The organism is Kitasatospora paranensis (assembly GCF_039544005.1).
Lineage (GTDB): Bacteria > Actinomycetota > Actinomycetes > Streptomycetales > Streptomycetaceae > Kitasatospora > Kitasatospora paranensis.
In genome coordinates, this window is the sequence record NZ_BAABKV010000001.1 from 5,808,488 (window position 1) to 5,834,861 (window position 26,374).

Annotated in this window: 15 protein-coding genes, 3 rRNA genes and 4 pseudogenes; 16 read left to right on the forward strand and 6 right to left on the reverse strand. The window is 69.9% G+C overall.

What is annotated here, in order from left to right; translation table 11 throughout:
• Window positions 1-101: 101 nt before the first annotated feature.
• Entirely contained in the window at window positions 102-1,346 is a 1,245-nt protein-coding gene (locus tag ABEB13_RS27680; RefSeq protein ID WP_345707619.1) for an MFS transporter, read from the reverse strand.
• A 146-nt stretch (window positions 1,347-1,492) separates the two neighbouring features.
• Here ABEB13_RS27680 and ABEB13_RS27685 point away from each other — a divergent pair.
• Together ABEB13_RS27685 and ABEB13_RS27690 are read left to right on the forward strand one after the other, a co-directional pair.
• Window positions 1,493-2,629 (forward strand): annotated as a pseudogene (locus tag ABEB13_RS27685) (ferrochelatase); the annotation flags it as partial.
• Window positions 2,630-2,651: 22 nt separating this feature from the next.
• A pseudogene (locus ABEB13_RS27690) lies at window positions 2,652-3,466 on the forward strand (inositol monophosphatase family protein).
• A 170-nt stretch (window positions 3,467-3,636) separates the two neighbouring features.
• Here ABEB13_RS27690 and ABEB13_RS27695 read toward each other — a convergent pair.
• The gene (locus tag ABEB13_RS27695) at window positions 3,637-3,822 is read right to left on the reverse strand and encodes a hypothetical protein (protein ID WP_100888253.1); all 186 of its coding nucleotides are present in this window, start codon (window positions 3,820-3,822) and stop codon (window positions 3,637-3,639) included.
• A 511-nt stretch (window positions 3,823-4,333) separates the two neighbouring features.
• Here ABEB13_RS27695 and ABEB13_RS27700 point away from each other — a divergent pair.
• The 4 genes from ABEB13_RS27700 (at window position 4,334) to ABEB13_RS27715 (ending at window position 8,423) form a co-directional block, all read left to right on the forward strand.
• On the forward strand, window positions 4,334-4,987 hold the full coding sequence (locus ABEB13_RS27700; RefSeq protein WP_345707620.1) for a response regulator transcription factor: 654 nt from the start codon (window positions 4,334-4,336) through the stop codon (window positions 4,985-4,987).
• Between the two features lie 272 nt (window positions 4,988-5,259).
• Complete coding sequence (locus tag ABEB13_RS27705) at window positions 5,260-6,369, forward strand: sensor histidine kinase (protein WP_425559974.1); 1,110 nt, start codon at window positions 5,260-5,262, stop codon at window positions 6,367-6,369.
• Window positions 6,370-6,679: 310 nt separating this feature from the next.
• Window positions 6,680-7,654, forward strand: a complete 975-nt coding sequence (locus ABEB13_RS27710; RefSeq protein ID WP_380232105.1) for an acyl-ACP desaturase — start codon at window positions 6,680-6,682, stop codon at window positions 7,652-7,654.
• A 469-nt stretch (window positions 7,655-8,123) separates the two neighbouring features.
• Window positions 8,124-8,423, forward strand: a complete 300-nt coding sequence (locus ABEB13_RS27715) for a DUF4193 domain-containing protein (RefSeq protein ID WP_030277357.1) — start codon at window positions 8,124-8,126, stop codon at window positions 8,421-8,423.
• A 294-nt stretch (window positions 8,424-8,717) separates the two neighbouring features.
• Here ABEB13_RS27715 and ABEB13_RS27720 read toward each other — a convergent pair whose 3' ends face one another.
• Entirely contained in the window at window positions 8,718-9,167 is a 450-nt protein-coding gene (locus tag ABEB13_RS27720) for a DUF3093 domain-containing protein (RefSeq protein ID WP_345707621.1), read from the reverse strand.
• A 191-nt stretch (window positions 9,168-9,358) separates the two neighbouring features.
• Between ABEB13_RS27720 and ABEB13_RS27725 the strand changes: the two genes are divergently transcribed.
• The 7 genes and pseudogenes from ABEB13_RS27725 (at window position 9,359) to ABEB13_RS27755 (ending at window position 17,480) form a co-directional block, all read left to right on the forward strand.
• Window positions 9,359-9,898, forward strand: coding sequence for a PaaI family thioesterase (locus tag ABEB13_RS27725; protein WP_345707622.1), 540 nt, complete (start codon window positions 9,359-9,361; stop codon window positions 9,896-9,898).
• Window positions 9,895-10,362 (forward strand): dUTP diphosphatase, encoded by a 468-nt coding sequence (gene dut / locus ABEB13_RS27730; RefSeq protein WP_345707623.1) that lies wholly within the window; start codon window positions 9,895-9,897, stop codon window positions 10,360-10,362. Before ABEB13_RS27725 ends, dut begins: the two co-directional genes overlap by 4 nt.
• An 80-nt stretch (window positions 10,363-10,442) precedes the next feature.
• A pseudogene (locus ABEB13_RS27735) lies at window positions 10,443-11,230 on the forward strand (DUF3710 domain-containing protein).
• A 412-nt stretch (window positions 11,231-11,642) separates the two neighbouring features.
• Window positions 11,643-13,164, forward strand: a 16S ribosomal RNA gene (locus ABEB13_RS27740).
• 279 nt (window positions 13,165-13,443) lie between these two features.
• A 23S ribosomal RNA gene (locus tag ABEB13_RS27745) occupies window positions 13,444-16,548 on the forward strand.
• An 89-nt stretch (window positions 16,549-16,637) separates the two neighbouring features.
• Window positions 16,638-16,753: ribosomal RNA gene (gene rrf, locus ABEB13_RS27750) — 5S ribosomal RNA — on the forward strand.
• Together the 16S, 23S and 5S rRNA genes form the textbook arrangement of a ribosomal RNA operon.
• Window positions 16,754-16,958: 205 nt before the next feature.
• A complete protein-coding gene (locus tag ABEB13_RS27755; protein WP_345707624.1) occupies window positions 16,959-17,480 on the forward strand; it encodes a transposase in 522 nt (173 codons plus the stop codon).
• A 64-nt stretch (window positions 17,481-17,544) separates the two neighbouring features.
• Here the strand turns inward: ABEB13_RS27755 and ABEB13_RS27760 are convergent, their stop codons facing one another.
• A complete protein-coding gene (locus tag ABEB13_RS27760) occupies window positions 17,545-18,087 on the reverse strand; it encodes a VOC family protein (RefSeq protein ID WP_345707625.1) in 543 nt (180 codons plus the stop codon).
• A gap of 405 nt (window positions 18,088-18,492) precedes the next feature.
• Here ABEB13_RS27760 and recD2 point away from each other — a divergent pair.
• The 3 genes and pseudogenes from recD2 (at window position 18,493) to ABEB13_RS27775 (ending at window position 23,504) form a co-directional block, all read left to right on the forward strand.
• A pseudogene (gene recD2 / locus ABEB13_RS27765) lies at window positions 18,493-20,720 on the forward strand (SF1B family DNA helicase RecD2).
• A 225-nt stretch (window positions 20,721-20,945) separates the two neighbouring features.
• Window positions 20,946-22,235, forward strand: a complete 1,290-nt coding sequence (locus ABEB13_RS27770) for a citrate synthase (protein WP_100888244.1) — start codon at window positions 20,946-20,948, stop codon at window positions 22,233-22,235.
• A gap of 549 nt (window positions 22,236-22,784) precedes the next feature.
• Entirely contained in the window at window positions 22,785-23,504 is a 720-nt protein-coding gene (locus tag ABEB13_RS27775; protein WP_345707626.1) for an SDR family NAD(P)-dependent oxidoreductase, read from the forward strand.
• Between the two features lie 45 nt (window positions 23,505-23,549).
• On the opposite strand, the gene ABEB13_RS27780 is transcribed toward ABEB13_RS27775, so the two are convergent.
• Complete coding sequence (locus ABEB13_RS27780; protein ID WP_345707627.1) at window positions 23,550-25,841, reverse strand: heavy metal translocating P-type ATPase; 2,292 nt, start codon at window positions 25,839-25,841, stop codon at window positions 23,550-23,552.
• Between the two features lie 76 nt (window positions 25,842-25,917).
• Entirely contained in the window at window positions 25,918-26,136 is a 219-nt protein-coding gene (locus ABEB13_RS27785) for a heavy-metal-associated domain-containing protein (RefSeq protein WP_345707628.1), read from the reverse strand.
• Between the last annotated feature and the right edge of the window lie 238 nt (window positions 26,137-26,374).

Consider the following 26,374-nt stretch of genomic DNA (forward strand, 5'->3'; position numbering starts at 1 on the left):
CCTCCTGCTCGCGAACTACCAGTGGGTAGGGGAGCGTAGTCACTCCCCTGCCGCTGGTCCATGCCTGTGGGCCCCGCGTACGGCGGCGCCGGACGGGCGGCTCAGGGCCGCGCGGACGCCAGCGGCTCCGGCGCGGGGGCGTGCAGGCCGGCCCGCAGCCGGGACAGCCCGATCAGCGCGGTCACCGCCGCGAACCCGCCGGCGGCGACCGGCACCCAGTAGCCGGCCGCGGCGCCCGCCGCGTCCACCATCCAGCCCGCCGCGGACGAGCCCAGCGCGACACCCAGCGCCAGCCCGGTGGTCGTCCAGGTCATCCCCTCGGTGAGCTGCGCCGCCGGCACCAGCCGCTCGACCAGCGCCATCACGGTGATCATCGTCGGGGAGATGGAGAGCCCGGCCAGGAAGAGCGCGGCGCCGATGCCCACCAGGCCCGCCGTGCCGTGCAGCAGTGACGCCACCACGACCAGCGGCACCATCAGCACCGCCATCCCGGCAATCCCCGCGAGGAACCGGCCCGCCAGCGACCCCTTCGGCCGCAGCGCGCCGAAGACCACCCCGGCCAGGCAGGAGCCCAGCGCGTACACCGCCAGCACCACGCTGGCGACCGCCGTGTGCCCCTGCTCCTGCGCGAACGCCACGGTGACCACCTCCACCGAGCCGAAGATCGCTCCGGTCGCCACGAAGGTCACCACCAGGACCTGCAGCCCCGCCGAACGGATCGCCGACCCGCCGGCCCGGTGCTCCACCGGGTGCACCGGCGGCTCCGTCCGGCGCTGTGCGGTGAACAGCCAGACGCCCACCAGCAGGAACACCCCCGACAGCGCCACGCCCGCCTCCGGGAAGACCGCCGTCGCCAGGCCGATCGACAGGATCGGCCCGACGATGAAGCACAGCTCGTCCACCACCGCCTCGAACGAGTACGCCGTGTGCAGCCGCTGCGGCGCGTCGCTGTACAGGTGCGCCCAGCGGGCCCGCACCATCGAGCCGGTGCTCGGCATCACGCCCATGCCGGCCGCGCAGACGAACAGCGTCCAGTCCGGTGCCCCGAGCCGGGCGCAGGCCAGCAGGGCGGTGCCTGCCGCCACCGCCACCAGCGTCGCCGGGCGGCTCACCCGCCGCTGCCCGTACCGGTCGACCAGCCGTGACACCTGGGGGCCGAGCACGGCCGCGGACAGTGCCAGCACCGCCGTGACGGCGCCGGCGATCCCGTACGAGCCGCGGATCAGGGAGAGCATCGTCACGACGCCGATCCCGGTCATCGAGATCGGCAGCCGCGACACGAAGCCGCTCGCCGAGAAGGCCAGACTGCCGGGGGCGGCGAAGATCTGGCGGTAACTGGACAGCACTGGTGCTCCGCGGGTCGGTAAGGCACGTCGGTCGTATGACAGCTTACGAAGTGTGCACGGCCTTCCGCGAAGCCATATCCGTTCCGTCGGGGTCCGGTCGGCGGCCCGTCACCGGCCCGGCCCCCGACGGGTGGCAGGATCGAGCCATGTCCGACTCGCGCACCCGCACCGACCGCACACCGTACGACGCGCTGCTGCTGCTCTCCTTCGGCGGCCCCGAGGGCCCCGAGGACGTCGTGCCGTTCCTGGAGAACGTGACCCGGGGCCGCGGCATCCCCAGGGAACGACTGGTCGAGGTCGGGAAGCACTACTTCCTGTTCGGCGGCGTCAGCCCGATCAACGAGCAGAACCGCGACCTGCTGGCCGCCCTCCGCAAGGACTTCGCCGACCACGGCCTCGACCTCCCCGTCTACTGGGGCAACCGGAACTGGGCGCCGTACCTCGTCGACGCGCTGCGCGAGATCGCGGCCGACGGCCACCGCCGCGTCCTCGTCCTCGCCACCAGCGCCTATGCCGGCTACTCGGGCTGCCGCCAGTACCGCGAGAACCTCGCCGACGCCCTGGCCGTGCTCGCCGAGGAGGGCCTGCCCGAACTGACGGTCGACAAGCTCCGCCACTTCTACAACCACCCCGGCTTCGTCGAGCCGATGGCCGAAGCCGCCCTCGCCGCCCTCGGCACGCTGCCCGAGGCCGTCCGAGACACCGCCCACCTGGCCTTCACCACGCACTCCATCCCGGTCGCCATGGCGGACTCCTCCGGCGACCCGGCCGACCCGGCCCGCGGCCACGACGGCGGCGCCTACGTCGCCCAGCACCTGGAGGTCGCCCGGCTGGTCGCCGCGGCCGTCGCCGACGCCACCGGCGTCGCCGACCGCCCCTGGCGCCTCGTCTACCAGAGCCGCAGCGGCGCCCCGCACATCCCCTGGCTGGAGCCGGACATCTGCGACCACCTGGAGGAGCTGCACGGGGCCGGCGCGGCCGCCGCCGTGATGGTCCCGATCGGCTTCGTCTCCGACCACATGGAGGTCAAGTACGACCTCGACACGGAGGCCGCCGCCAGGGCCGCCGAGCTCGGCCTGCCCGCCGCCCGGGCCGCCACCGTGGGCGCCGACCCGCGGTTCGCCGCCGCCGTGCGCGAGCTCGTCCTGGAACGGGCCGCCACCGAGCGCGGCAGCCGGCCGGCGCGCTGCGCCCTCGGCACCCTCGGACCGAGCCACGACGTCTGCGCCGTGGCCTGCTGCCCCAACCCGCGGGCCCCCGGCCCGCGGCCGCCGAACAGTGACCCGACCCCCAGGAGGGACCAGCGTGCCCAGCACCGCCCCGACCGAAGGCCTGCTCGCCGAACTGCTGGCGCTCGCCACGGAGGCCGCCCGCGCCGCCGGCGAGCTGCTGCACGCGGGCCGCCCGGCGGACCTCGGCGTCGCCGCGACCAAGAGCAGCCCCGTCGACGTCGTCACCGAGATGGACCTCGCCTCCGAGAAGCTCCTGCAGGAGCTGATCGCCGAGCGCCGCCCCGCCGACGGCTACCTCGGCGAGGAAGGTACCGACCGGCCCGGCACCAGCGGCGTGCGCTGGGTCGTCGACCCGCTCGACGGCACCGTGAACTACCTGTACGGCCTGCCGTCGTGGGGCGTCAGCGTGGCGGCGGAACTGCACGGCGAGGCGGTCGTCGGCGTCGTCGCCGTGCCGGCCCGCGGCGAGCTCTTCCACGCCGTCCGGGGCGGCGGCGCCCACCTGGACGGCCGCCCGCTCACCGTCCGCCCGGCCCCGCCCTGGGGCAGGCCCTGGTGTCCACCGGCTTCAACTACGTGCAGGCCGTCCGCACCCACCAGGCCCGGGTGCTGCTCTCGCTGATGCCCGAGGTGCGCGACATCCGGCGCGGCGGCGCCGCCGCCGTCGACCTCTGCGACCTCGCCGCCGGCCGCCTCGACGCCTACTACGAGCGCGGCCTCAAGCCCTGGGACAGCGCGGCCGGCGCGCTCGTCGCCCGCGAGGCCGGCGCCCTGGTCGGCGGCCGGCCCGGCCGGCCCGAGGACGGGGACCTGACCGTCGCCGGCGCCCCCGGCGTCTTCGAGCCCCTCCAGGAGCGACTGGACGCACTCGGCGCCTGGCACGACTGACCCGGGCCGGCAACGCCGACGGGCCCGCCGCTCGCCCCGGGCGGGGCGGGCGGCGGGCCCTGGGCAGGAAAGGGCCCTGGCACGTGGGAGGTGCCAGGGCTCGCTGGTGCGTACTGCGGTGTGCTCAACCCCGCGGGGGCGGGGCGCACGGTGTCGGGTCGGCCCCGGAATCAGGCGGCGAAGCGGTGCATCTCGTGCACCGGGTCGACACCGTGCTCGGCGGCGAGCCGGCGCAGGTCCTCCAACTCGGACTGCTCGACCTCGGCCAGGAACTCGTCCCCGGACTCGAGAGCGCGGTGAAGGTCCTGCTCGGCGTTCTGAATGCGCTGAAGGATTCCGGCGGTGAAGGCGTCCATCTGGCCCCCTTGCTGTGTCGGACGGGCACGGGTCCGCGTGCTCCCCGATCGGTGGACGGCATCCCGGGCGCATCACGGCCAGACGGTCTGGTCCCTGCGAGTGCGAGCCGGCCGGGTGGGTGGCGACTCCCGGTGACATCGATCCCCCGAACCGGTGCGGATGAACACACGGCGGGTGGTGCGATCCGCGCACGGCGCGATCGCGGTGTGAGCTTGTCCTCCCCACCGCCGGGCGGGGAAACCTCTTCGGGTCCAGAAAGTTGCCCGTGTCACAGTCCAACCGGAGGGCGGCCTCTCACCAGGACCCCTCGACGGCCGGCCCGGCCCGCGACACCGCTGGTCACGCGGGTGGGGCGCCGATCGCGCGTCAGCTTACCGCTGCTTTACCCGCGGACCAGGCAGGATGGAGGCACCGTCGGAGTCGTGTCCCAGGGGCGCGGCTCCGCGCCCGGCGCATCACGGCCCGCTCGGGTGAGCACGGCGGGGCCGCTCCGAAGAAGGGACAACCACCGTGCGGGTACTCGTCGTCGAGGACGAGCAGCTGCTCGCCGAGGCCGTGGCCACCGGGCTGCGCCGCGAGGCCATGGCCGTCGACGTCGTCTACGACGGGGAGGCCGCGCTCCAGCGCATCGCGATCAACGACTACGACGTGGTCGTCCTCGACCGGGACCTTCCGCTCGTGCACGGCGACGACGTCTGCCGCAAGGTCGTGGAGCAGGGCCTGGCCACCCGGGTGATCATGCTGACCGCCTCCGGCGACATCAGCGACCGGGTCGAGGGCCTGGAGATCGGCGCCGACGACTACCTGCCGAAGCCGTTCGCCTTCAGCGAACTCGTCGCCCGGGTGCGGGCGCTGGGCCGCCGGGCGACCGTCCCGCTGCCGCCGGTGCTGGAGCGCGCCGGCATCAGCCTCGACCCGGGCCGCCGCGAGGTGCTCCGCGACGGCAAGACCGTCCAGCTGGCGCCCAAGGAGTTCGCCGTCCTGGAGGTGCTGATGCGGGCCGGAGGCGCCGTGGTCTCCGCCGAGCAGCTCCTGGAGAAGGCCTGGGACGAGCACACCGACCCGTTCACCAACGTCGTCCGGGTCACCGTGATGACGCTCCGCCGCAAGCTCGGCGACCCCGCCGTGATCATCACGGTGCCGGGCTCGGGCTACCGCATCTGACCCGCCCCGACGTCCCGCAGGACCGAGAGCACACCGCAGCACCCGAGAGGACAGGCCATGACCACCCCGCCCCCGTCGGCGGGGCCCCCGGCACGCCCGCAGGCGGCCCGGGCCCACTGTCGTCCCGCCCGGCACCACCGCGGTCGGACGTCCCCCCGCTGGGCGCGTCCCGGCCCGCCACCGCCCCTCCGTACCAGCCCGGGGACGGCCTGTTCGCCTGGCTGTCCCTGCGTCCCACCGTCCGGATCCGGCTCACCCTGCTCTACGGCGGGATGTTCCTGATGGCGGGCGTGGTCCTGCTGCTGCTCACGTACTACTTCGTGCGCCAGTCCATGCAGAGCGCCCAGCTGCCCCCGCTGCACCTGGGCCCCGGCGTCACCATCACCACCTCGGACGGCTCGGTGATCACCAGCCAGGCCGGCCTCGACCAGTGGCTCAACCACTTCCAGGCCCGGCAGGACGACGAGGCGCTCAACACCCTGCTCCGCAAGGCGCTCACCGCACTGGTCTGCCTCGCCGTGATCGCCTTCGCGGTCGGCTACGCCATGGCGGGCCGGGTGCTGCGCCCGCTGGGGCGGATCACCCGCACCGCGCGCGAGGTGGCGAGCTCGGACCTGCACCGGCGGATCCAGCTGGACGGGCCGGACGACGAGCTGAAGGAGCTCGCGGACACCTTCGACGAGATGCTGGACCGGCTGGACCGCTCCTTCGACTCGCAGCGCCGGTTCGTGGCGAACGCGTCGCACGAGCTGCGCACGCCGCTGGCCATCAACCGCACCCTGCTGGAGGTGCAGCTGGCCGACCCGGAGGCCTCGGCGGACCTCCAGCAGCTGGGGCGGACGCTGCTGGCGACCAACGAGCGCAGCGAGCAGCTGGTCGAGGGCCTGCTGCTGCTGGCGCGCAGTGACAACGAGATCACCGAGCGGCGCGCGGTGGAGTTCTCCGAGGTGGCGCTGCGGGCCCTGGAGCAGGTCCGGCCCGAGGCGGTGACCCGCGAGGTGTCGCTGCGCCCGGAGCTGCATCCGGTGACGGTGTTCGGCAACGGTGTGCTGCTGGAGCGGATCGCGCTGAACCTGCTGCAGAACGCGGTGCGGTACAACACGCCCGACGGCTGGGTGGAGATCTCGACCTCGCCGGCCCCGGGCGGGGCGGGCGAGCTGGTGGTGTCGAACACCGGCCCGGTGGTGCCCGGGTACGAGCTGGAGCACATCTTCGAGCCCTTCCGGCGGGTCAAGGGCGCGGACCGCACACGCAGCGACAAGGGCGTAGGGCTGGGGCTGTCGATCGTCCGGTCGGTGGTGCGGGCGCACGGGGGCAGCATCGAGGCCGTTCCGCGCCCCGGTGGCGGCCTGACCATCAAGGTCCGCATCCCGGGCGCCTGACGCCCCTCCGAGCCGGCAGCGGCGCCCCTGCCCGGCGCCGCTCCGTGCGCTGACCATCCCCGATCGCCACTTCCGCCCCTGCCGGCCGTGTCAGAACGACATAAGCGCTGGCAGGGGCGGCTTGCCATGGGTAGCCGGAACAACTTACGGTTACGTAACCTACGCATCCGTAAGTGAGTCGGACGCGCCCGTCTCGCAGAGCGCGTCCCCGCGTCCCGTCCCGCCCGTCCCCGTTCCGTCCGAGCCCCGTCCCGCGGGGCCGCCCTCGCTGCCACCGAGGTGCCGGACACCGCCCACAGGAGCACCAGCCGTGACCATCGCACCCGTGCAGCGCACCTCCTCGACCGCCTGGACCGACGCCCGGCTCATCATGGCCCTGGAGGAGGTCGTGGAGACCGAGCTGAACCGCCACCTCAAGGTCGCCAAGGAGTGGATGCCGCACGAGTACGTGCCGTGGAGCCAGGGGCGGGACTTCGACGGTGTGCTCGGCGGCGAGGCGTGGTCGCTGGACCAGTCCAATGTGACGCCGTTGGCCCGGGTCGCGCTGGTCGTCAACCTGCTGACCGAGGACAACCTCCCCAGCTACCACCACGAGATCGCGACCATGTTCGGCCGCGAGGGGGCGTGGGGCACCTGGGTGCACCGCTGGACGGCCGAGGAGGGCCGGCACGGCATAGCCATCCGCGACTACCTGCTCGCCACCCGGGCGGTGGACCCGGTGGAGCTGGAGCGGGCCCGGATGATGCACATGGGCGAGGGCTTCACGTCCGACAACGCGCACAGCATGCTGCACTCGGTCGCGTACGTGGCCTTCCAGGAGCTCGCCACCCGCATCTCGCACCGCAACACCGGCCACCACTCCGGCGACCCGCTCTGCGACCAGCTGCTGGCGAAGATCGCCAATGACGAGAACCTGCACATGGTCTTCTACCGGAACCTCCTGCGCGCGGCGCTGGAGATCGCCCCGGACGAGGCCATGAGCGCGATCGCCGAGGTCGTCACCAACTTCCGGATGCCCGGCCACGGCATCCCCGGCTTCGAGCGCTCCGCCGTCCAGATCGCCATCGGCGGGGTCTACAACCTGCGGATCCACCACGACGACGTCCTGCAGCCCGTGCTGCGGAAGCTGAAGGTCATGGAGATCACCGGGCTCGGGCCGGTCGGCCAGCAGGCCCAGCAGGAGCTCGGGGCGTTCCTGGACGGCCTCGACGCGCAGGCCACGAAGTTCGACGAGCGGCAGGCCGCCCTGCTGGCCCGACGCGCCGCCAACGCCGCCCGCAAGTGACCGGCGGGCGGGTCGGGCCGGCGGCGTGGACGTCCTGAATGCCATGATTTTTCGGAAAAGTCACGGATGTGGCCAAGCTCACATTCGGCCGTTCGGCCCGCCCGGCCGATCCGGGGCCGCGATCATCGTGACCCACGACACCATTGCTCACAGTCACCGGACGGGCCGCCCGCCGAGCTGCCGGTCTTTCGCCAAAGCTCCGGCAGTACACGGCGGTTGGAGCCCTCCGGGCGGGTGTACGACTACTCCGGGTAGCCGCTGGGTGGGGGCTGCGAGGCCGTACGGGTGACCGCCGCAGATGTTGCCCGAACCGCATTCGATCACCCCAACGGGGCCGAAACCGGGTGTCGATTGAGTAACAGGGCTTGAAGTAAGGCAAAATCTCCGCCTCGGGTCGGGCACAAGACCGGCCCCCCATGCGTTACGTGCGCTGGAGATACCGCACACACCCAAAGGGGGAGAGCGAAAAATGGCAACGGACTACGACACCCCACGCAAGACCGATGACGACCTCAACGAGGACAGCATCGAGGAACTGAAGGCCCGCCGGAACGAGAAGACGACCGGCTCGGTCGACATCGACGAGTTCGACGCGGCCGAGGGTCTGGAGCTGCCCGGCGCAGACCTGTCCAACGAGGAGCTGTCGGTCAGGGTGCTGCCGCGCCAGGCCGACGAGTTCACCTGCATGAGCTGCTTCCTGGTGCACCACCGCAGCCAGCTTTACAGCGAGAAGAACGGGCAGCCGATCTGCCGGGACTGCGGCGCCTGAGCACCACGCGGAGGACCCGGGCCCGACGCCTCACCGTCGGCCCGGCAGACCGCACCCGCCGGCCTTGGGCAGCGAGGCCGGGGGCAGATCCGCGGCACCTTCGGGTGCCGCACCCCGCAGGGCTCCGGCCCTGCGACCACAGGAGCGAAGGGACGGTCCGCATCCGCGGAGCCGTCCCTCCTCCATGTCCGGGCCTCCGGGCCCGGCCCGCGCCACCCGCGCCGCGGCCTGTCCGGCCTTCCACGGCCCCCTGGAGGCCCTGCGGGCCGGCGGGGCCACCGCGGGAGCGGCGGGCTAGCGCTGCGCGGCGCGGCGGGCGCCCTGGAGGGCGTCCGCGAGCTTCTGCGGCGACCGGGTCGACAGGTAGAGGTACGGCGTGGGGTCGGCCGGGTCGGTCACCTCGACCCGCAGCGCCGTCGGGACGTAGCTGCGCAGCAGCATGAACGCCCGGGGGTCGGCCTTCACCGAGCGCCAGGCGACCGCCTCCTTCGGGTTCAGCACCTCGGCGCCGCCGAGGGCGTCCAGCGGGATCCGGGCCTGGCCCGCCACCAGCGAGTCCTGCACCACCCTGATCCGCACCGAGCCGTAGCTGCTCAGCGCCGCGGCGGCGGCGGCGATCCCCACCACCAGCGCGATCAGCGCGCCGATCGCGCTGAACCGCAGCATGACGAGGGCGAGGGCGACCCCGCAGACGGGCGTGAGCAGCCACCAGGACCGCGGGACGGTGAGGCGTTCGTCGTACATGCCCCCATTGTGGGCGCCGCTGCCGGGCGGCCCGCCCCGGCCCCTCCGCGCAGCGTGCTACCAGCCGGTAGGGTCGCCGCTGTGACCGGATCCATCGCACCCGCGCCGTCCCAGGGCGCCGGCCAGCCCGCCCCCGCACCTCCGCCGACACCGTCGCCGGGTCGCCCACCACGCCGCCCGCCGACGCGGTGATGCCGCCCCGCGCCGAGCAGGCGCCCGCTCCGGGGACGAGGCTCGGCTCGCACTACGACCAGTGCTTCGGCTGCGGCCCCCAGCACCCGCAGGGGCTGCGCCTCGACGCGGTCGCCGGCGAGGGCCTCACGGTGGACGCCGAGTTCACCGTCGAGGCGCACCATCAGGGCGGGCCCGGGCTGGCCCACGGCGGCATCCTCACCGCCGCCATGGACGAGGCCCTCGGGACGCTGAACTGGCTGCTGCACACTCCCGCGGTGACCGGCCGGCTGGAGACGGACTTCGTGCGCCCGGTGCCGGTCGACACCGTCCTGCACATCCGCGCACGGGTGACCGGCATGCACGGCCGCAAGATCTACAGCGCGGCCGAGGGCCGCATCGGCGGGCCGGACGGTCCGCTCGCCATCCGGGCGCAGGCGCTGTTCATCCAGGTGAAGCTGGAACACTTCACCACGCACGGTCGTCCGGAGGACATCAAGAAGGCGATGGACGACCGCGACCTTTTCGAGCGAGCGCGAGCTTTCGAGGTGAATCCGTGAGCAGTACGTCCCGTCCGCCGGTGGACATCCTGATCAGGCGCATCGACCCGGAGCTGCCGCTCCCGGCCTACGAGCACCCCGGCGACGCCGGGGCGGACCTGAGGACGACCGTCGACGCCGAGCTCGGCCCCGGCGAACGGGCGGTGCTGCCGACCGGGATCGCCATTGCGCTGCCGGACGGTTACGCGGCGTTCGTGCACCCGCGGTCCGGCCTGGCAGCTCGTTGCGGAGTTGCCCTTGTGAACGCCCCGGGGACGGTCGATGCCGGGTACCGTGGTGAGATCAAGGTGATCGTCGTCAACCTGGACCCGCGCGAGGGTGTCAGCTTCCGTCGAGGGGACCGCATCGCCCAGCTGGTGATCCAGCAGGTGGAGAAGGCGGCCTTCCACGAGGTGGCCGAACTGCCCGGGTCGGCACGGGCCGAAGGTGGGTTCGGGTCGACCGGCGGCCACGCCGCGGTCTAGCATGCCCGCGGTCTCGCAGTAGCCGAGCAGGTATTCGCTTCGGTCTTGGATTCGGTCCTGGACCGGGAAGGACAGTGACCGTGTTCCGTCGTCGCCAGAAGAGCGAGGACGCTGTCGAGCAGCTCGCCGAGGACGCCATCAGCGCCGACGAGCCGGCCGATGACGTCGAAGGTTCCGCCGAGAGCGAGAACGACATCGAGCTGGACCAGGCGGACCGGGTCGGCCTTCCGCCGGCCCCCGTCCGGACGGTCCGTGGGACGTCTCCGAGCTGGAGCAGCCGGAAGAGGGCCGGGTGGACCTCGGCGGTCTGCTGATCCCCGGTGTCGAGGGCATGGAGCTCCGGGTCGAGGTGGCCGGTGACGCGATCGTCGCCGCGACGCTGGTCCTCGGCAACAGCGCCATCCAGCTCCAGGCCTTCGCGGCTCCCAAGTCCGAGGGCATCTGGCCCGAGGTCCGTGAGGAGATCGCGACCGGCATCACCCAGCAGGGTGGCCTGATCGAGGAGGAGGAGGGCGCGCTCGGCTGGCACCTGCGCGCCCAGGTCCCCGTCCAGCTGCCCGACGGCACCCAGGGCGCCCAGCTGGTGCGCTTCGTCGGCTGCGACGGCCCCCGCTGGTTCCTGCGCGGTGTCATCTCCGGTCAGGCCGCGGTTCAGCCGGAGATGGCCGGCATCCTGGAGCAGGTCTTCCAGCAGACCGTCGTGGTCCGCGGCGAGGCGCCGATGGCGCCGCGCGACCCGATCGTGCTGAAGCTGCCCGAGGACGCCCAGATGGTCGCCGACGGTGCGGCCACCGAGGCCGACCCCCGCTTCGGCGGGGCCGCCCTCGACCCCTTCGCCCGCGGCCCGGAGATCACCGAGGTCCGCTGACGGCAGCGCTCGCCCCCGCCCGGCCCCACGGCCCGGCGGGGGCGATTTGCTTCCGGGCCGCCGGCCCCCGTACAGTTCCGGAGTCGCGCCGAGAGGGGCGGCAAAAGCGAGTCGGCGGAAATCACCCGGTGAAACGGGCCGGAAATTCTCTGATAAGCTGGGAACACGAAAGAGCGAAACACCCGGAGGGTCCGCTGGAAGGCGGTCCGAAGGAAGTGTCCGTTCCTTGAGAACTCAACAGCGTGCCAAAAGTCAACGCCAGATATGTTGACATCCCCGGCCCCGGATTTTCTGGGGTTGGAGATTCCTTTTGAAGTAACAAACACAGCGAGGACGCAGTGCGCGGGGTTCACCTCATTCCGGTGACCGCCGTGCCGCTCAACGCGGGTGTGAACCCGATTACGGGTAATCATTCACGGAGAGTTTGATCCTGGCTCAGGACGAACGCTGGCGGCGTGCTTAACACATGCAAGTCGAACGGTGAAGCCCTTCGGGGTGGATCAGTGGCGAACGGGTGAGTAACACGTGGGAAATCTGCCCTGCACTCTGGGACAAGCCTTGGAAACGAGGTCTAATACCGGATATGACCTGCTCCTGCATGGGGGTGGGTGGAAAGCTCCGGCGGTGCAGGATGATCCCGCGGCCTATCAGCTTGTTGGTGGGGTAATGGCCTACCAAGGCGACGACGGGTAGCCGGCCTGAGAGGGCGACCGGCCACACTGGGACTGAGACACGGCCCAGACTCCTACGGGAGGCAGCAGTGGGGAATATTGCACAATGGGCGAAAGCCTGATGCAGCGACGCCGCGTGAGGGATGACGGCCTTCGGGTTGTAAACCTCTTTCAGCAGGGAAGAAGCGCAAGTGACGGTACCTGCAGAAGAAGCACCGGCTAACTACGTGCCAGCAGCCGCGGTAATACGTAGGGTGCGAGCGTTGTCCGGAATTATTGGGCGTAAAGAGCTCGTAGGCGGCCTGTCGCGTCGGATGTGAAAGCCCGGGGCTTAACCCCGGGTCTGCATTCGATACGGGCAGGCTAGAGTGTGGTAGGGGAGATCGGAATTCCTGGTGTAGCGGTGAAATGCGCAGATATCAGGAGGAACACCGGTGGCGAAGGCGGATCTCTGGGCCATTACTGACGCTGAGGAGCGAAAGCGTGGGGAGCGAACAGGATTAGATACCCTGGTAGTCCACGCCGTAAACGTTGGGAACTAGGTGTTGGCGACATTCCACGTCGTCGGTGCCGCAGCTAACGCATTAAGTTCCCCGCCTGGGGAGTACGGCCGCAAGGCTAAAACTCAAAGGAATTGACGGGGGCCCGCACAAGCAGCGGAGCATGTGGCTTAATTCGACGCAACGCGAAGAACCTTACCAAGGCTTGACATACACCGGAAACGGCCAGAGATGGTCGCCCCCTTGTGGTCGGTGTACAGGTGGTGCATGGTTGTCGTCAGCTCGTGTCGTGAGATGTTGGGTTAAGTCCCGCAACGAGCGCAACCCTTGTTCTGTGTTGCCAGCATGCCTTTCGGGGTGATGGGGACTCACAGGAGACTGCCGGGGTCAACTCGGAGGAAGGTGGGGACGACGTCAAATCATCATGCCCCTTATGTCTTGGGCTGCACACGTGCTACAATGGCCGGTACAAAGGGCTGCGATGCCGCGAGGCGGAGCGAATCCCAAAAAGCCGGTCTCAGTTCGGATTGGGGTCTGCAACTCGACCCCATGAAGTTGGAGTTGCTAGTAATCGCAGATCAGCATGCTGCGGTGAATACGTTCCCGGGCCTTGTACACACCGCCCGTCACGTCACGAAAGTCGGTAACACCCGAAGCCGGTGGCCTAACCCTTGGGAGGGAGCCGTCGAAGGTGGGACCAGCGATTGGGACGAAGTCGTAACAAGGTAGCCGTACCGGAAGGTGCGGCTGGATCACCTCCTTTCTAAGGAGCACATGGCCGGTTGCGAGCGAATGTCTCGCACGGTTGCTCATGGGTGGAACGTTGACTATTCGGCACATCGAGTATGGGTCTGTCAGTACTGCTCCTCCGGGGGCGTGGAACGCGGGGACCGCTTGGTGGGTCGGGCACGCTGTTGGGTCCTGAGGGAACGATTTTTTCGTTCGCCTCTGGGATGCCGGCCTCACTTGACGCACTGTTTCGGTGTGGAGGGTGGGTGTCTGGTCGTTGTTTGAGAACTGCACAGTGGACGCGAGCATCTGTGGCCAAGTTTTTAAGGGCGCACGGTGGATGCCTTGGCACCAGGAACCGATGAAGGACGTGGGAGGCCGCGATAGGCCCCGGGGAGCTGTCAACCGAGCTTTGATCCGGGGGTGTCCGAATGGGGAAACCCGGCAGTCGTCATGGGCTGTCACCCATACCTGAACACATAGGGTATGTGGAGGGAACGCGGGGAAGTGAAACATCTCAGTACCCGCAGGAAGAGAAAACAACCGTGATTCCGGGAGTAGTGGCGAGCGAAACCGGATGAGGCTAAACCTGATACGTGTGAGACCCGGCAGGGGTTGCGTATGAGGGGTCGTGGGAAAGTTCTTCAGTCGTCTGCCGGCGGCTGGGTGAGTCAGAAACCGTTGGTGTAGTCGAAGGACATGCGAAAGGTCCGGCGTAGAGGGTAAGACCCCCGTAGACGAAACATCAGCGGCTCACTTGAGCTTCTCCCAAGTAGCACGGAGCCCGAGAAATTCCGTGTGAATCTGGCGGGACCACCCGCTAAGCCTAAATATTCCCTGGTGACCGATAGCGGATAGTACCGTGAGGGAATGGTGAAAAGTACCGCGGGAGCGGAGTGAAATAGTACCTGAAACCGTGTGCCTACAAGCCGTGGGGGCAGTCTTCGGACTGTGACTGCGTGCCTTTTGAAGAATGAGCCTGCGAGTTTGCGGTGTGTAGCGAGGTTAACCCGTGTGGGGTAGCCGTAGCGAAAGCGAGTCCGAATAGGGCGTTACAGTTGCATGCCCAAGACCCGAAGCGGAGTGATCTAGCCATGGGCAGGTTGAAGCGCGGGTAAGACCGTGTGGAGGACCGAACCCACCAGGGTTGAAAACCTGGGGGATGACCTGTGGTTAGGGGTGAAAGGCCAATCAAACTCCGTGATAGCTGGTTCTCCCCGAAATGCATTTAGGTGCAGCGTCGTGTGTTTCTTGCCGGAGGTAGAGCACTGGATAGGCGATGGGCCTCACCGGGTTACTGACCTTAGCCAAACTCCGAATGCCGGTAAGTGAGAGCACGGCAGTGAGACTGTGGGGGATAAGCTCCATGGTCGAGAGGGAAACAGCCCAGAACACCGACTAAGGTCCCTAAGCGTGTGCTAAGTGGAAAAGGATGTGGAGTCGCAGAGACAACCAGGAGGTTGGCTTAGAAGCAGCCACCCTTGAAAGAGTGCGTAATAGCTCACTGGTCAAGTGATTCCGCGCCGACAATGTAGCGGGGCTCAAGTACACCACCGAAGTCGTGTCATTCACAGAATACGCCCAACGGCGCTGTGGATGGGTAGGGGAGCGTCGTGTGCCGGGTGAAGCAGCGGAGGAATCCAGTTGTGGACGGTTCACGAGTGAGAATGCAGGCATGAGTAGCGATACAAGAGTGGGAAACTCTTGCGCCGATTGACCAAGGGTTCCTGGGTCAAGCTGATCTGCCCAGGGTAAGTCGGGACCTAAGGCGAGGCCGACAGGCGTAGTCGATGGACAACGGGTTGATATTCCCGTACCCGCTTTGAAGCGCCAACGTCGAACCTCTTGATGCTAAGCCCGTGAAGCCGGCCTGGAGTCTTCGGACGAAGGGACGTGGTGGAGCCGGTGACCCAACAGGGTAGTAGGTGAGCGATGGGGTGACGCAGGAAGGTAGTCCAGCCCGGGCGGTGGTAGTCCCGGGGTAAGGGTGTAGGCCGAGTGATAGGCAAATCCGTCACTCATTGAGGCTGAGACCTGATGCCGAGCCGATTGTGGTGAAGTGGATGATCCTATGCTGTCGAGAAAAGCCTCTAGCGAGTTTCATGGCGGCCCGTACCCCAAACCGACTCAGGTGGTCAGGTAGAGAATACCGAGGCGTTCGGGTGAACTGTGGTTAAGGAACTCGGCAAAATGCCCCCGTAACTTCGGGAGAAGGGGGCCAGTCCTGGTGATGACATTTACTGTCTGAGCTGGGGTTGGCCGCAGAGACCAGCGAGAAGCGACTGTTTACTAAAAACACAGGTCCGTGCGAAGCCGTAAGGCGATGTATACGGACTGACGCCTGCCCGGTGCTGGAACGTTAAGGGGACCGGTTAGTCACGATTCGTCGTGGCGAAGCTGAGAACTTAAGCGCCAGTAAACGGCGGTGGTAACTATAACCATCCTAAGGTAGCGAAATTCCTTGTCGGGTAAGTTCCGACCTGCACGAATGGCGTAACGACTTCTCGACTGTCTCAACCACAGGCCCGGTGAAATTGCATTACGAGTAAAGATGCTCGTTTCGCGCAGCAGGACGGAAAGACCCCGGGACCTTTACTATAGCTTGATATTGGTGTTCGGTTCGGCTTGTGTAGGATAGGTGGGAGGCTTTGAAGCCGTGACGCCAGTCATGGTGGAGCCATCGTTGAAATACCACTCTGGTCGTGCTGGATGTCTAACCTGGGTCCGTGATCCGGATCAGGGACAGTGTCTGGTGGGTAGTTTAACTGGGGCGGTTGCCTCCTAAAGAGTAACGGAGGCGCCCAAAGGTTCCCTCAGCCTGGTTGGCAATCAGGTGTTGAGTGTAAGTGCACAAGGGAGCTTGACTGTGAGACTGACGGGTCGAGCAGGTACGAAAGTAGGGACTAGTGATCCGGCGGTGGCTTGTGGAAGCGCCGTCGCTCAACGGATAAAAGGTACCCCGGGGATAACAGGCTGATCTTCCCCAAGAGTCCATATCGACGGGATGGTTTGGCACCTCGATGTCGGCTCGTCGCATCCTGGGGCTGGAGTAGGTCCCAAGGGTTGGGCTGTTCGCCCATTAAAGCGGTACGCGAGCTGGGTTTAGAACGTCGTGAGACAGTTCGGTCCCTATCCGCTGTGCGCGTAGGAGTGTTGAGAAGGGCTGTCCCTAGTACGAGAGGACCGGGACGGACGAACCTCTGGTGTGCCAGTTGTCCTGCCAAGGGCATGGCTGGTTGGCTACGTTCGGGAGGGATAACCGCTGAAAGCATCTAAGCGGGAAGCCTGCTTCGAGATGAGCACTCCCACCTCCTTGAGAGGGTAAGGCTCCCAGTAGACGACTGGGTTGATAGGCCGGATATGGAAGCCCAGTAATGGGTGGAGTTGACCGGTACTAATAGGCCGAGGGCTTGTCCTCAGTTGCTCGCGTCCACTGTGTTGTTCTGAAACAACGACCCCGACCCCGATTCCTTTTCGGGTGTGTCGGCGGCGACAGTTTCATAGTGTTTCGGTGGTCATAGCACGAGGGAAACGCCCGGTCACATTCCGAACCCGGAAGCTAAGCCTCGTAGCGCCGATGGTACTGCAGGGGGACCCTGTGGGAGAGTAGGACGCCGCCGAACAATCATTCTGAGAAGGGCCTCACCCGGCACGGGTGGGGCCCTTCTTGTTTTTCCGGATACGATCGGGATATGGCAAGACCAGCCCCCAAGGCCGCCCCCAGCCCCAGCCGCGGACCGAGCCCTTCAGTCTGTCCACCGACCCGTTCACGATGGAGACCTCGCACGAGGTCGCCGGCCTCTACCTGGCACCCCCGAGCGTGTCCTGGTGCTGCATGTGGACGCCGAGACCGTCCTGCGGCCCAAGCTCCGCGACGCGCTCGCCGGCCTCCGCGACGAGCCGCTGCCGGCCACCGTGGAGGGCCTGCTGTCCACCCTCGGCGGCACGGCTCAGAAGGTCATGGGCACCCTGCACCGCCGTCGGCGCGGCGTGGAGTTCCGACGCTACCTCTCGGAGCTCGACAAGACCCTGCCGGAGGTCGGCGAGGTCCATCTGATCTGCGACAACCACTTCACCCACAAGTCGCCGACGGTCATCAACTGGCTCCGGTCGCACCCGCGGTTCGTGATGCACTTCGCGCCGACCGAGCAGGCGTGGCTGGCCCACGTGGAGCGCTGGTTCGCCTACCAGGCGGCCCGCGAGGCGTTCCACGGCGACCGGTCGTCCGCCGCGCAGCTCCGTCAGGGCGTCGTGGCCTGGCTGGACGCCGACGGGCTGGTGGCCGACCCGCTGGACCCGGACGGCGAGCCCGTGCAGGTGGCACACACCTGGATCAAGCCCGGACGCTGAAGCCGTCGCCCCGGAACGCCCCCTCCCGCCGCGGGAGGGGGCGTTCCGCGTTCCGGAGCCGGTGTCAGGGCCGCCCGACCGGCCCGGAGCACCCGGGCGGACGCGCACCTCCCGGCCGGTCGGCGGCGATCACGGCGAAGGCGGCCCCGTACGGGTCGGTGAGCCGGGCGAGCCGGCCCAGGCCGGGGACGGGGCGGCCGGTCATGCGGACGGATCCGCCGAGCCGGACGGCCCGCTCCGCGGCGGCGTCGGCATCGAGCACCGCGAAGTAGGGCAGCCAGTGCGGGCGGATCCCGTCGGCGGCCTGGTGGGCGGGGAGTTGGACGATGGCGCCGTGGCCGTCCTCCGGCCCGCCGCCGACCGGGCGCAGCACGGTGCACCCGCCGCGTTCGGCACGCAGGTCGTGCTGCTGCCAGTCGAAGACCGTGCGGTAGAAGGTGCGGGCGGCGGCCGTGTCGGGCGTGTGCAGCTCCGTCCACGGCAGGCGGAACGGGGCCCCGGTCTGCCGGACGGCGAACACGGCGCCGGTGGGATCGGTGCAGAGGGCGGCGGGCCGGCCGCGCTCGTCCGGCGTGCAGCGGTGCACGGTGCCGCCGGCGCGGTGCACGGTGCGGGCGGTGGCGGCCGCGTCCGGTGTCGTGAAGGCGACCGTCCAGGCGGCGTGGGCGCCCGCTCCGGGGTGCAGGGCGACGCCGCCGGGGGATGCGGCCAGCCGAACAGTGCGGCGTAGAAGCGCCCGGCGGACTCCGGGTCGGGGCCGGTGTGGTCCAGGCCGGCGGGGGCCCCGTGGGGGCGGTCGGTAGCGGGCACGGCGGGTCCTCCGCTCGCCTGGGTGGCACCGGTGCGGTCGGGCAAACCCCCTTGGGGGCATCGTCGGGCGCGGGCCGGGCGCTCACAACCCGGGGCGGTCCGGTGCGCCGCCGGGAGCCGCTCCCGGCTGTCGGCGGCGGGCGGTAGCGTGCGTGGCGGGCGGTCTCGGCACCGCGCACCGCACCGCTACCGGGAGGGGCCCGTGACGACGAAGCAGGAGCAGGCGGTGCCGCGCCAGCTCGCCCAGGTCGAGGGGGTGCTGGAGCGGATCACCTACGCCAACGAGGAGACCGGGTACACCGTGGCCCGGGTCGACACCGGGCGGGGCGGGAACGACCTGCTCACGGTGGTCGGTGCGCTGCTGGGGGCACAGCCGGGCGAGTCGCTTCGGCTGTTCGGGCGCTGGGGCTCGCATCCGCAGTACGGGCGGCAGTTCACGGTGGAGAACTACACGACGGTGCTGCCGGCGACGGTGCAGGGGATCCAGCGGTACCTGGGCTCGGGGCTGATCAAGGGGATCGGGCCGCGATTCGCGGAGCGGATCGTCGAGGCGTTCGGCGTGGAGACGCTGGAGATCATCGAGAACGAGCCGAAGCGGCTGATCGAGGTGCCGGGGCTCGGTCCGAAGCGGACGAGGATGATCGCGGCGGCGTGGGAGGAGCAGAAGTCCATCAAGGAGGTGATGGTCTTCCTGCAGGGGGTGGGGGTGTCGACCTCGCTGGCCGTGCGGATCTTCAAGAAGTACGGCGACTCCTCGATCGGGGTGGTGAAGAACGAGCCGTACCGGCTCGCGTCGGATGTGTGGGGCATCGGCTTCCTGACGGCGGACCGGATCGCCCAGGCGGTCGGGATCCCGCACGACAGCCCGGAGCGGGTGAAGGCGGGACTGCAGTACGCGCTGTCGCAGAGCAGCGACCAGGGGCACTGCTACCTGCCGGAGGAGCGGCTGATCGCCGACGGGGTGAAGCTGCTCCAGGTGGACGTGGGCCTGGTGATCGACTGCCTGGCGGAGCTTGTGACCGAGGAGGGGGTCGTCCGGGAGAGCGTGCCGGGTGCGGCGGGGGAGCCGATCACCGCGGTGTACCTGGTGCCGTTCCACCGCGCTGAGATCTCGCTGTCCAACCAGTTGCTGCGGCTGCTGAACGCCGGGGGCGACCGGATGCCGGGCTTCGCCGAGGTGGACTGGGCGGCGGCGCTGACCTGGCTCGGCCGCCGGACGGGTGCCGAACTGGCCCCGGAGCAGCAGGAGTCGGTGAAGCTGGCACTGACCCGCAAGGTGGCGGTGCTGACCGGGGGCCGGGTTGCGGCAAGTCGTTCACGGTGAAGTCGATCGTGGCGCTGGCGCTGGCCAAGCGGGCCAAGGTGGTGCTGGCGGCGCCGACCGGGCGGGCCGCGAAGCGGCTGGCGGAGCTGACGGGGGCCGAGGCGTCGACGGTGCACCGGCTGCTGGAGCTGCGGCCGGGCGGTGAGGCGGCCTACGACCGGGACCGCCCGCTGGAGGCGGACCTGGTGGTGGTCGACGAGGCCTCGATGCTGGACCTGATCCTGGCGAACAAGCTGGTGAAGGCGGTGGCGCCGGGCGCCCACCTGCTGTTCGTCGGCGATGTCGACCAACTGCCGTCGGTGGGGGCGGGCGAGGTGCTGCGGGACATGCTGGCGCCCGGCAGCCCGATCCCGTCGGTGCGGCTGACGAGGATCTTCCGGCAGGCGCAGCAGTCCGGGGTGGTGACGAACGCGCACCGGATCAACGAGGGGCTGCCGCCGGTGACCGAGGGTCTGCCGGACTTCTTCCTGTTCGCGGAGGACGACACGGAGCGGGCGGCGGGGCTGACGGTGGACGTGGTGGCCCGGCGGATCCCGCAGCGCTTCGGGCTGGATCCGCGGCGGGACGTGCAGGTGCTGGCGCCGATGCACCGCGGCCCGGCCGGTGCGGGCAACCTGAACACGCTGCTGCAGGCGGCCGTGACGCCGGCGCGGGAGGGGTTGGCGGAGCGGCGCTTCGGTGGCCGGACGTTCCGGGTGGGGGACAAGGTCACCCAGATCCGCAACAACTACGAGAAGGGCGAGAACGGCGTCTTCAACGGCACGGTCGGGGTGGTCACCGCGCTGAGCGTCGAGGACCAGCGGCTGACGGTGCGCACCGACGAGGACGAGGAGGTGCCGTACGACTTCGACGAGCTGGACGAGTTGGCGCATGCGTACGCGATGACGATCCACCGCTCGCAGGGCAGCGAGTACCCGGCGGTGGTGATTCCGGTCACTACATCGGCATGGTCGATGCTTCAGCGAAATCTGCTCTACACCGCTGTGACGAGGGCGAAGAGGCTCGTGGTGCTCGTCGGGTCACGGAGGGCGATCGGGCAGGCGGTGCGGGCCGTCAGCGCTGGTCGGAGGCATTCCGCGCTTGATCATCGGCTGTCGATTGGATGATCGACCGGGGGTGGGGTACGGTCCGGGGTTGTCTTGACGTGAAGAGATTTAGGGCGGAACCTGGTCTGGTGCCGATCTTGTCCGGTTCACACCGGCTTCGGCGACAGCTTTTGTATGGCGGGCCCCTTTTCGGCCCACCCCGGGTGCGCGGCTGTCCTCCGGATGGGGGATCGTAGAGACAGTCAGGGCACTCGGATGAGGATTCATTTCGTCGGTGAGGAAGACGTGAGCGACAACTCGGTAGTACTGCGGTACCAGGACGGCGAGTACGAGTACCCCGTCGTCGAGAGCACTGCGGGCAACGCCGGCTTCGACATCTCGAAGCTGCTCCCGCAGACCGGCCTGGTCACCCTGGACAACGGCTTCGGCAACACCGCCGCCTACAAGTCCGCGATCACCTTCGTGGACGGCGACAACGGCATCCTGCGCTACCGCGGCTACCCGATCGAGCAGCTCGCCGAGCGCGGCAACTTCATCGAGACCGCGTACCTGCTGATCAACGGTGAGCTGCCGAAGGCCGAGGAGCTGACGGCCTTCAACACCGAGATCACCCAGCACACCCTGCTGCACGAGGACGTCAAGCGCTTCTACCAGGGCTTCCCGCGGGACGCCCACCCGATGGCGATGCTGTCCTCGGTGGTCGGCGCGCTCTCCACGTTCTACCCGCAGAGCCACAACCCGTTCGACGCCGACCAGCGCCACCTGTCGACGGTGCGCCTGCTGGCCAAGCTGCCGACGATCGCGGCCTACGCGTACAAGAAGGCGATGGGCCAGCCCTTCGTCTACCCGCGCAACGACCTGAGCTACGTCGAGAACTTCCTGCGGATGACGTTCGCCGTCCCCGCCGAGGACTTCGAGATCAACCCGGTCATCGTCAACGCCCTCGACAAGCTGCTGATCCTGCACGCGGACCACGAGCAGAACTGCTCGACCTCCACCGTGCGCCTGGTCGGCTCCAGCCACGCCAACCTGTTCGCCTCGATCTCGGCGGGCATCTCGGCGCTGTGGGGCCCGCTGCACGGCGGCGCCAACCAGGCCGTCCTGGAGATGCTGGAGCAGATCCAGAAGGACGGCGGCGACGTCGACGCCTTCATCCGCAAGGTGAAGAACCGCGAGGACGGCGTCAAGCTGATGGGCTTCGGCCACCGCGTGTACAAGGCCTTCGACCCGCGCGCCGCGCAGGTCAAGATCCTGGCGCACGAGGTCCTCGGCCAGCTCGGCAAGTCCGACGAGCTGCTCGACATCGCCCTCAAGCTGGAGGAGCACGCGCTCAGCGACGACTTCTTCGTCTCGCGCAAGCTCTACCCGAACGTGGACTTCTACACGGGTCTGATCTACCGCGCGATGGGCTTCCCGACCAGCATGTTCACCGTGCTGTTCGCGCTCGGCCGGCTGCCCGGCTGGATCGCCCACTGGCACGAGATGATCAACGACCCGAGCAGCCGCATCGGCCGCCCGCGTCAGATCTACACCGGCACCGCGATCCGCGACTACGTCGACCTCGGCGACCGCTGACCCGCTGACGCCGACGGGCCCGGCCCGCTCCCTCGGGAGCGGACCGGGCCCGTCGCGCGTCGTCCTGCAGATCGGGTGCCGGCGCCTACGACGCCTGGGTGCGACAGTGCCGGGAACGGCCGCTCAAAGCGTCCCCGACCCGTCGCACCCCGGCGTCGTACGCTGCGGTCGCCGGTCTGGCCGGCAGCCGCCGGGGCCCGCCGGAGCCCCGTGCACGGCGACGGCCCGAGCGGGGTGATGAAGCCGTTCTCCACACCGCCGCGGGCTGTGAAACCGCCGCTGTACACAAGGTAAGACGTAACGGGGCCCGCTGCGGCACGTTCGCGGGGTGTGATGTGCCTCTCTCCACGCTCCGTGTGCGAGCGGTGCCAGCGAGGCCCCGCCCCTTATCACACGGTTTCCGACGCCCTGCGTTACCCTCCCCGCAGACTCCGCAACCCAGCGTGATAGGAATCGTTCCGTCCCCGGCCGACGGCCCGGGATACCCCCATCGGTACGGAGCGTCAGCAGGGCGCGCGGTGCGGCCGCGGAGCGGGAGGGAGTGCGCGGATGGCCAGGAATGTCGTCGTCACCGGTGGTGGCACCGGCATCGGCTTGGAGGTGGCCCGCCGGTTCGCCGACGCGGGCGAGCGCGTGGTGATCGTCGGACGCCGCCGGGCGGTGCTCGAGAAGGCCGCCGCGGAACTCGGCGCGAACGTCACCCCGTTGGTCTGCGACCTCGCCGACCCCGACGCGGTGGAGGCGGCGCTCGCCGAACTCCCGGCCACCGTCGACGTGCTGGTCAACAACGCGGGCAGCCGGGAGACCGTGATCGGGGCCGGACCGCACGCCGTGCTGGCCCGCTGGCGCGGCGACTTCGAGCGCAACGTGCTCACCGTCGTGCTGCTCACCGAGTCGATCCGCGACCGGCTCACCCCCGGCTCCGGCCGGGTCGTCACGATCAGTTCCATCGCCGCCCTGCGCGGCGCCGGATCGTACGGTGCGGCGAAGGCCTCGCTGCACGCCTGGAACCACTTCCTGGCCGCCCAGCTCGGGCCGTCCGGGATCACCGCGAACATCGTCGCGCCGGGCACCGTCGCCGGAACCGAGTTCTTCGGCCCCCGCCTGGACGAGGCCGAGGTCTCCCGGCGGGCGTCCCGCACCCTCGTCGGCCGGATCGGCCTGCCCGGGGAGGTCGCCGCCACGGTGTACTTCCTGGCCTCGCCGGACGCCGGCTTCATCACGGGGGAGATCGTCCACCTCAACGGCGGCGAGCTGCTCGGCCGCTGACCCGTCCGGTCCCCGGCAGCGCCGGGGACCGGTGGACGCCGCCGGTCAGGACGGCCGGAAGCGCCGCAGGCGCAGGCTGTTGGTGACCACGAAGACCGAGGAGAAGGCCATCGTGGCACCGGCCACCACCGGGTTGAGCAGCCCGGCCGCGGCCAGCGGGATCGCCGCCACGTTGTAGGCGAAGGCCCAGAACAGGTTGCCCTTGATGGTGGCCAGGGTGCGGCGGGAGAGCCGGATCGCGTCGCCCGCCGAGCGCAGGTCGCCGCGGACGAGGGTCAGGTCGCCCGCCTCGATCGCCGCGTCCGTCCCGGTGCCCATGGCCAGGCCCAGGTCGGCCTGGGCGAGGGCCGCGGCGTCGTTCACGCCGTCGCCGACCATCGCGACCGAGCGTCCCTCGGCCTGCAGCCGCCGTACGGCGGCCACCTTGTCCTCGGGCAGCACCTCGGCGACGACGTCCTGGACGGGGATGCCGACCTCGGCGGCGACCGCCTCGGCGACGGCCCGGTTGTCGCCGGTCAGCAGCACCGGGCGCAGGCCCAGCGCACGCAGCTCGGCGACGGCCTCCGCGCTGGTCGGGCGGACGGTGTCGGCGACCTCCAGGACGGCGCGCGCGGCGCCGTCCCAGCCGACCGTGACGGCGGTGCGCCCGGCCCGCTCGGCGGCCGCCCGGGCGGCCGCCAGCTCCGGCGGCAGCGTCCGCGCGGGCCCGTGGCCGTCCCCCGCGGTCAGCAGGGAGGCGCGTCCGGCGACCACCGCGCGGCCCTCGACGGTGCCCCGGACGCCGAGGCCGGGAAGGTTGGCGAAGTCCTCGACGGCCGGCAGCGGGCCCGTCCGTTCGGCCGCGGCGGCGGCGATCGCGGCTGCGATCGGGTGCTCGGAGGCGTGCTCCAGCGCTCCCGCCAGCCGCAGCGCCTGCTGCGCGTCGACGCCGTCGGCGGTGTGGACGGCGACCAGGGCCATCCGGCCGGTGGTGACGGTGCCGGTCTTGTCCAGGACGATCGTGTCGACCCGGCGGGTGTTCTCCAGCGCCTCCGGGCCCTTGATCAGGATGCCGAGCTGGGCGCCGCGGCCGGTGCCGACCATCAGCGCGGTCGGGGTGGCCAGGCCCAGGGCGCACGGGCAGGCGATGATGAGCACCGCGACGGCTGCGGTGAACGCCCCGGTCGGGTCGTCCCCGAGCAGCAGCCGGCCGACCAGGGTGGCCAGCGCGATCAGGATCACCACCGGGACGAAGACCGCGGAGATCCGGTCGGCCAGCCGCTGGGCGGCGGCCTTGCCGTTCTGCGCCTCCTCGACCAGCTTCGCCATCCGGGCGAGCCGGGTGTCGGCGCCGACCCGGGAGGCTTCGACGACGAGCCGGCCGCCCGCGTTGACGGTGGCGCCGGTCACCTGGTCGCCGACGGCGACCTCGACCGGGACGGACTCGCCGGTGAGCATCGAGGCGTCCACCGCCGAGGCCCCCTCGACGACCACGCCGTCGGTGGCGATCGTCTCGCCCGGCCGGACGACGAAGCGCATGCCGACGGTGAGCCGGTCGACCGGGACGCGGTGCTCCCGCCCGTCGCGCAGCACCGCGACGTCCTTGGCGCCGAGGTCGAGCAGGGCGTGCAGGGCGGCGCCGGCCCGCCGCTTGGAGCGGGCCTCCAGCCAGCGGCCGAGCAGGATCAGGGTGGTGACCGCGGCGGCGGTCTCCAGGTAGAGGGTGGAGGCGGCGTCGCCGCCGCCGACCCCCAGGGTGAAGGCGTGCCGCATGCCGGGCATCCCGGCATTGCCGAGGAACAGCGCCCACACCGACCAGCCGAACGCCGCCAGGGTGCCGAGCGAGACCAGGGTGTCCATGGTGGCGGCGCCGTGCCGCAGGTTGGTCCAGGCGGACCGGTGGAACGGGGCTCCGCCGTACACGACGACCGGGCCGGTGAGCGCGAACGCCAGCCACTGCCAGTCGTCGAACTGGAGCGCCGGGACCATCGACAGCAGCACCACGGGGACGGTGAGCACGACGGTGGCCAGCAGCCGCTCACGCAGCGGGTCGGCCGGGCGTTCGGCCGGGCGGGCCGCCGAGGTGCCGACGGGCTCGGGAGGGGCGGGCGGCGGCGGGAGCTCGGCGGTGTACCCCGTCCGCTCGACGGTGGCGACGATGTCCGCCACGCCGATGCCGGGGGCGAAGTCCACCCGGGCCTTCTCGGTGGCGTAGTTGACGGTGGCCTCGACCCCGTCCATCCGGTTCAGCTTCTTCTCGATCCGGGCCGCGCACGAGGCGCACGTCATGCCACCGATCGACAGTTCGACGCGCTGCCGTGCGGGCGCCGCTTCCGTGCCTTGCGTGGTCGTGCTCATGCTCGGGTGCTCCCTGGGAGTAGGGCGCGGCGGGGGCGCTGCGGGCGCCCCGGCCACGGGATCGCGCCGGCCGGGCTCAGGCCGCGGGGCCGACCAGTTCGAAACCGGCCTCGTCCACCGCGGCGCGCACGGCGGCCTCGTCCAGCGGCTGCTCGGAGGAGACGGTGACCGTGCCGGCCTTGGCGTCGGCCGCGACCTCGGTGACCCCGGCCAGGCCGGATACCTCGGAGCTCACCGACTTCTCGCAGTGGCCGCAGCTCATGCCGGTGACGGTGTAGGTGACGGTGCTGGACATCGGGACCTCCGGGAGGTGGATGGGACGGGCCTTGTTCGCGCTCCGATTCTGCACAACACCATACCCCCAGGGGGTATTCCCCGTGCCGGGGGGAACGTGTGGCGTGCGTCGCGCGCGGGCCGGATGCGCCAGCAGAGGGTAGCCGGTCGATCGCACAGGGTCACGGCGGCCGGCTCGGCGTGTCACCGCCGGCCCTGCTCGACGGGGGCTCGTGCCAGTTGTCCGATATGTTCGAGAT

What these genes read in the sequence shown, in the direction of transcription:
- ABEB13_RS27715 (WP_030277357.1), top strand. Translation starts at nt 8,124, where the DNA reads ATGGCAACGGACTACGACACCCCACGCAAGACCGATGACGACCTCAAC.
- ABEB13_RS27705 (WP_425559974.1), top strand. Translation starts at nt 5,260, where the DNA reads ATGTTCCTGATGGCGGGCGTGGTCCTGCTGCTGCTCACGTACTACTTC.
- ABEB13_RS27780 (WP_345707627.1), bottom strand. Translation starts at nt 25,841, where the DNA reads ATGAGCACGACCACGCAAGGCACGGAAGCGGCGCCCGCACGGCAGCGC.
- ABEB13_RS27785 (WP_345707628.1), bottom strand. Translation starts at nt 26,136, where the DNA reads ATGTCCAGCACCGTCACCTACACCGTCACCGGCATGAGCTGCGGCCAC.
- ABEB13_RS27720 (WP_345707621.1), bottom strand. Translation starts at nt 9,167, where the DNA reads ATGTACGACGAACGCCTCACCGTCCCGCGGTCCTGGTGGCTGCTCACG.
- ABEB13_RS27695 (WP_100888253.1), bottom strand. Translation starts at nt 3,822, where the DNA reads ATGGACGCCTTCACCGCCGGAATCCTTCAGCGCATTCAGAACGCCGAG.
- ABEB13_RS27775 (WP_345707626.1), top strand. Translation starts at nt 22,785, where the DNA reads ATGGCCAGGAATGTCGTCGTCACCGGTGGTGGCACCGGCATCGGCTTG.
- ABEB13_RS27725 (WP_345707622.1), top strand. Translation starts at nt 9,359, where the DNA reads ATGCCGCCCCGCGCCGAGCAGGCGCCCGCTCCGGGGACGAGGCTCGGC.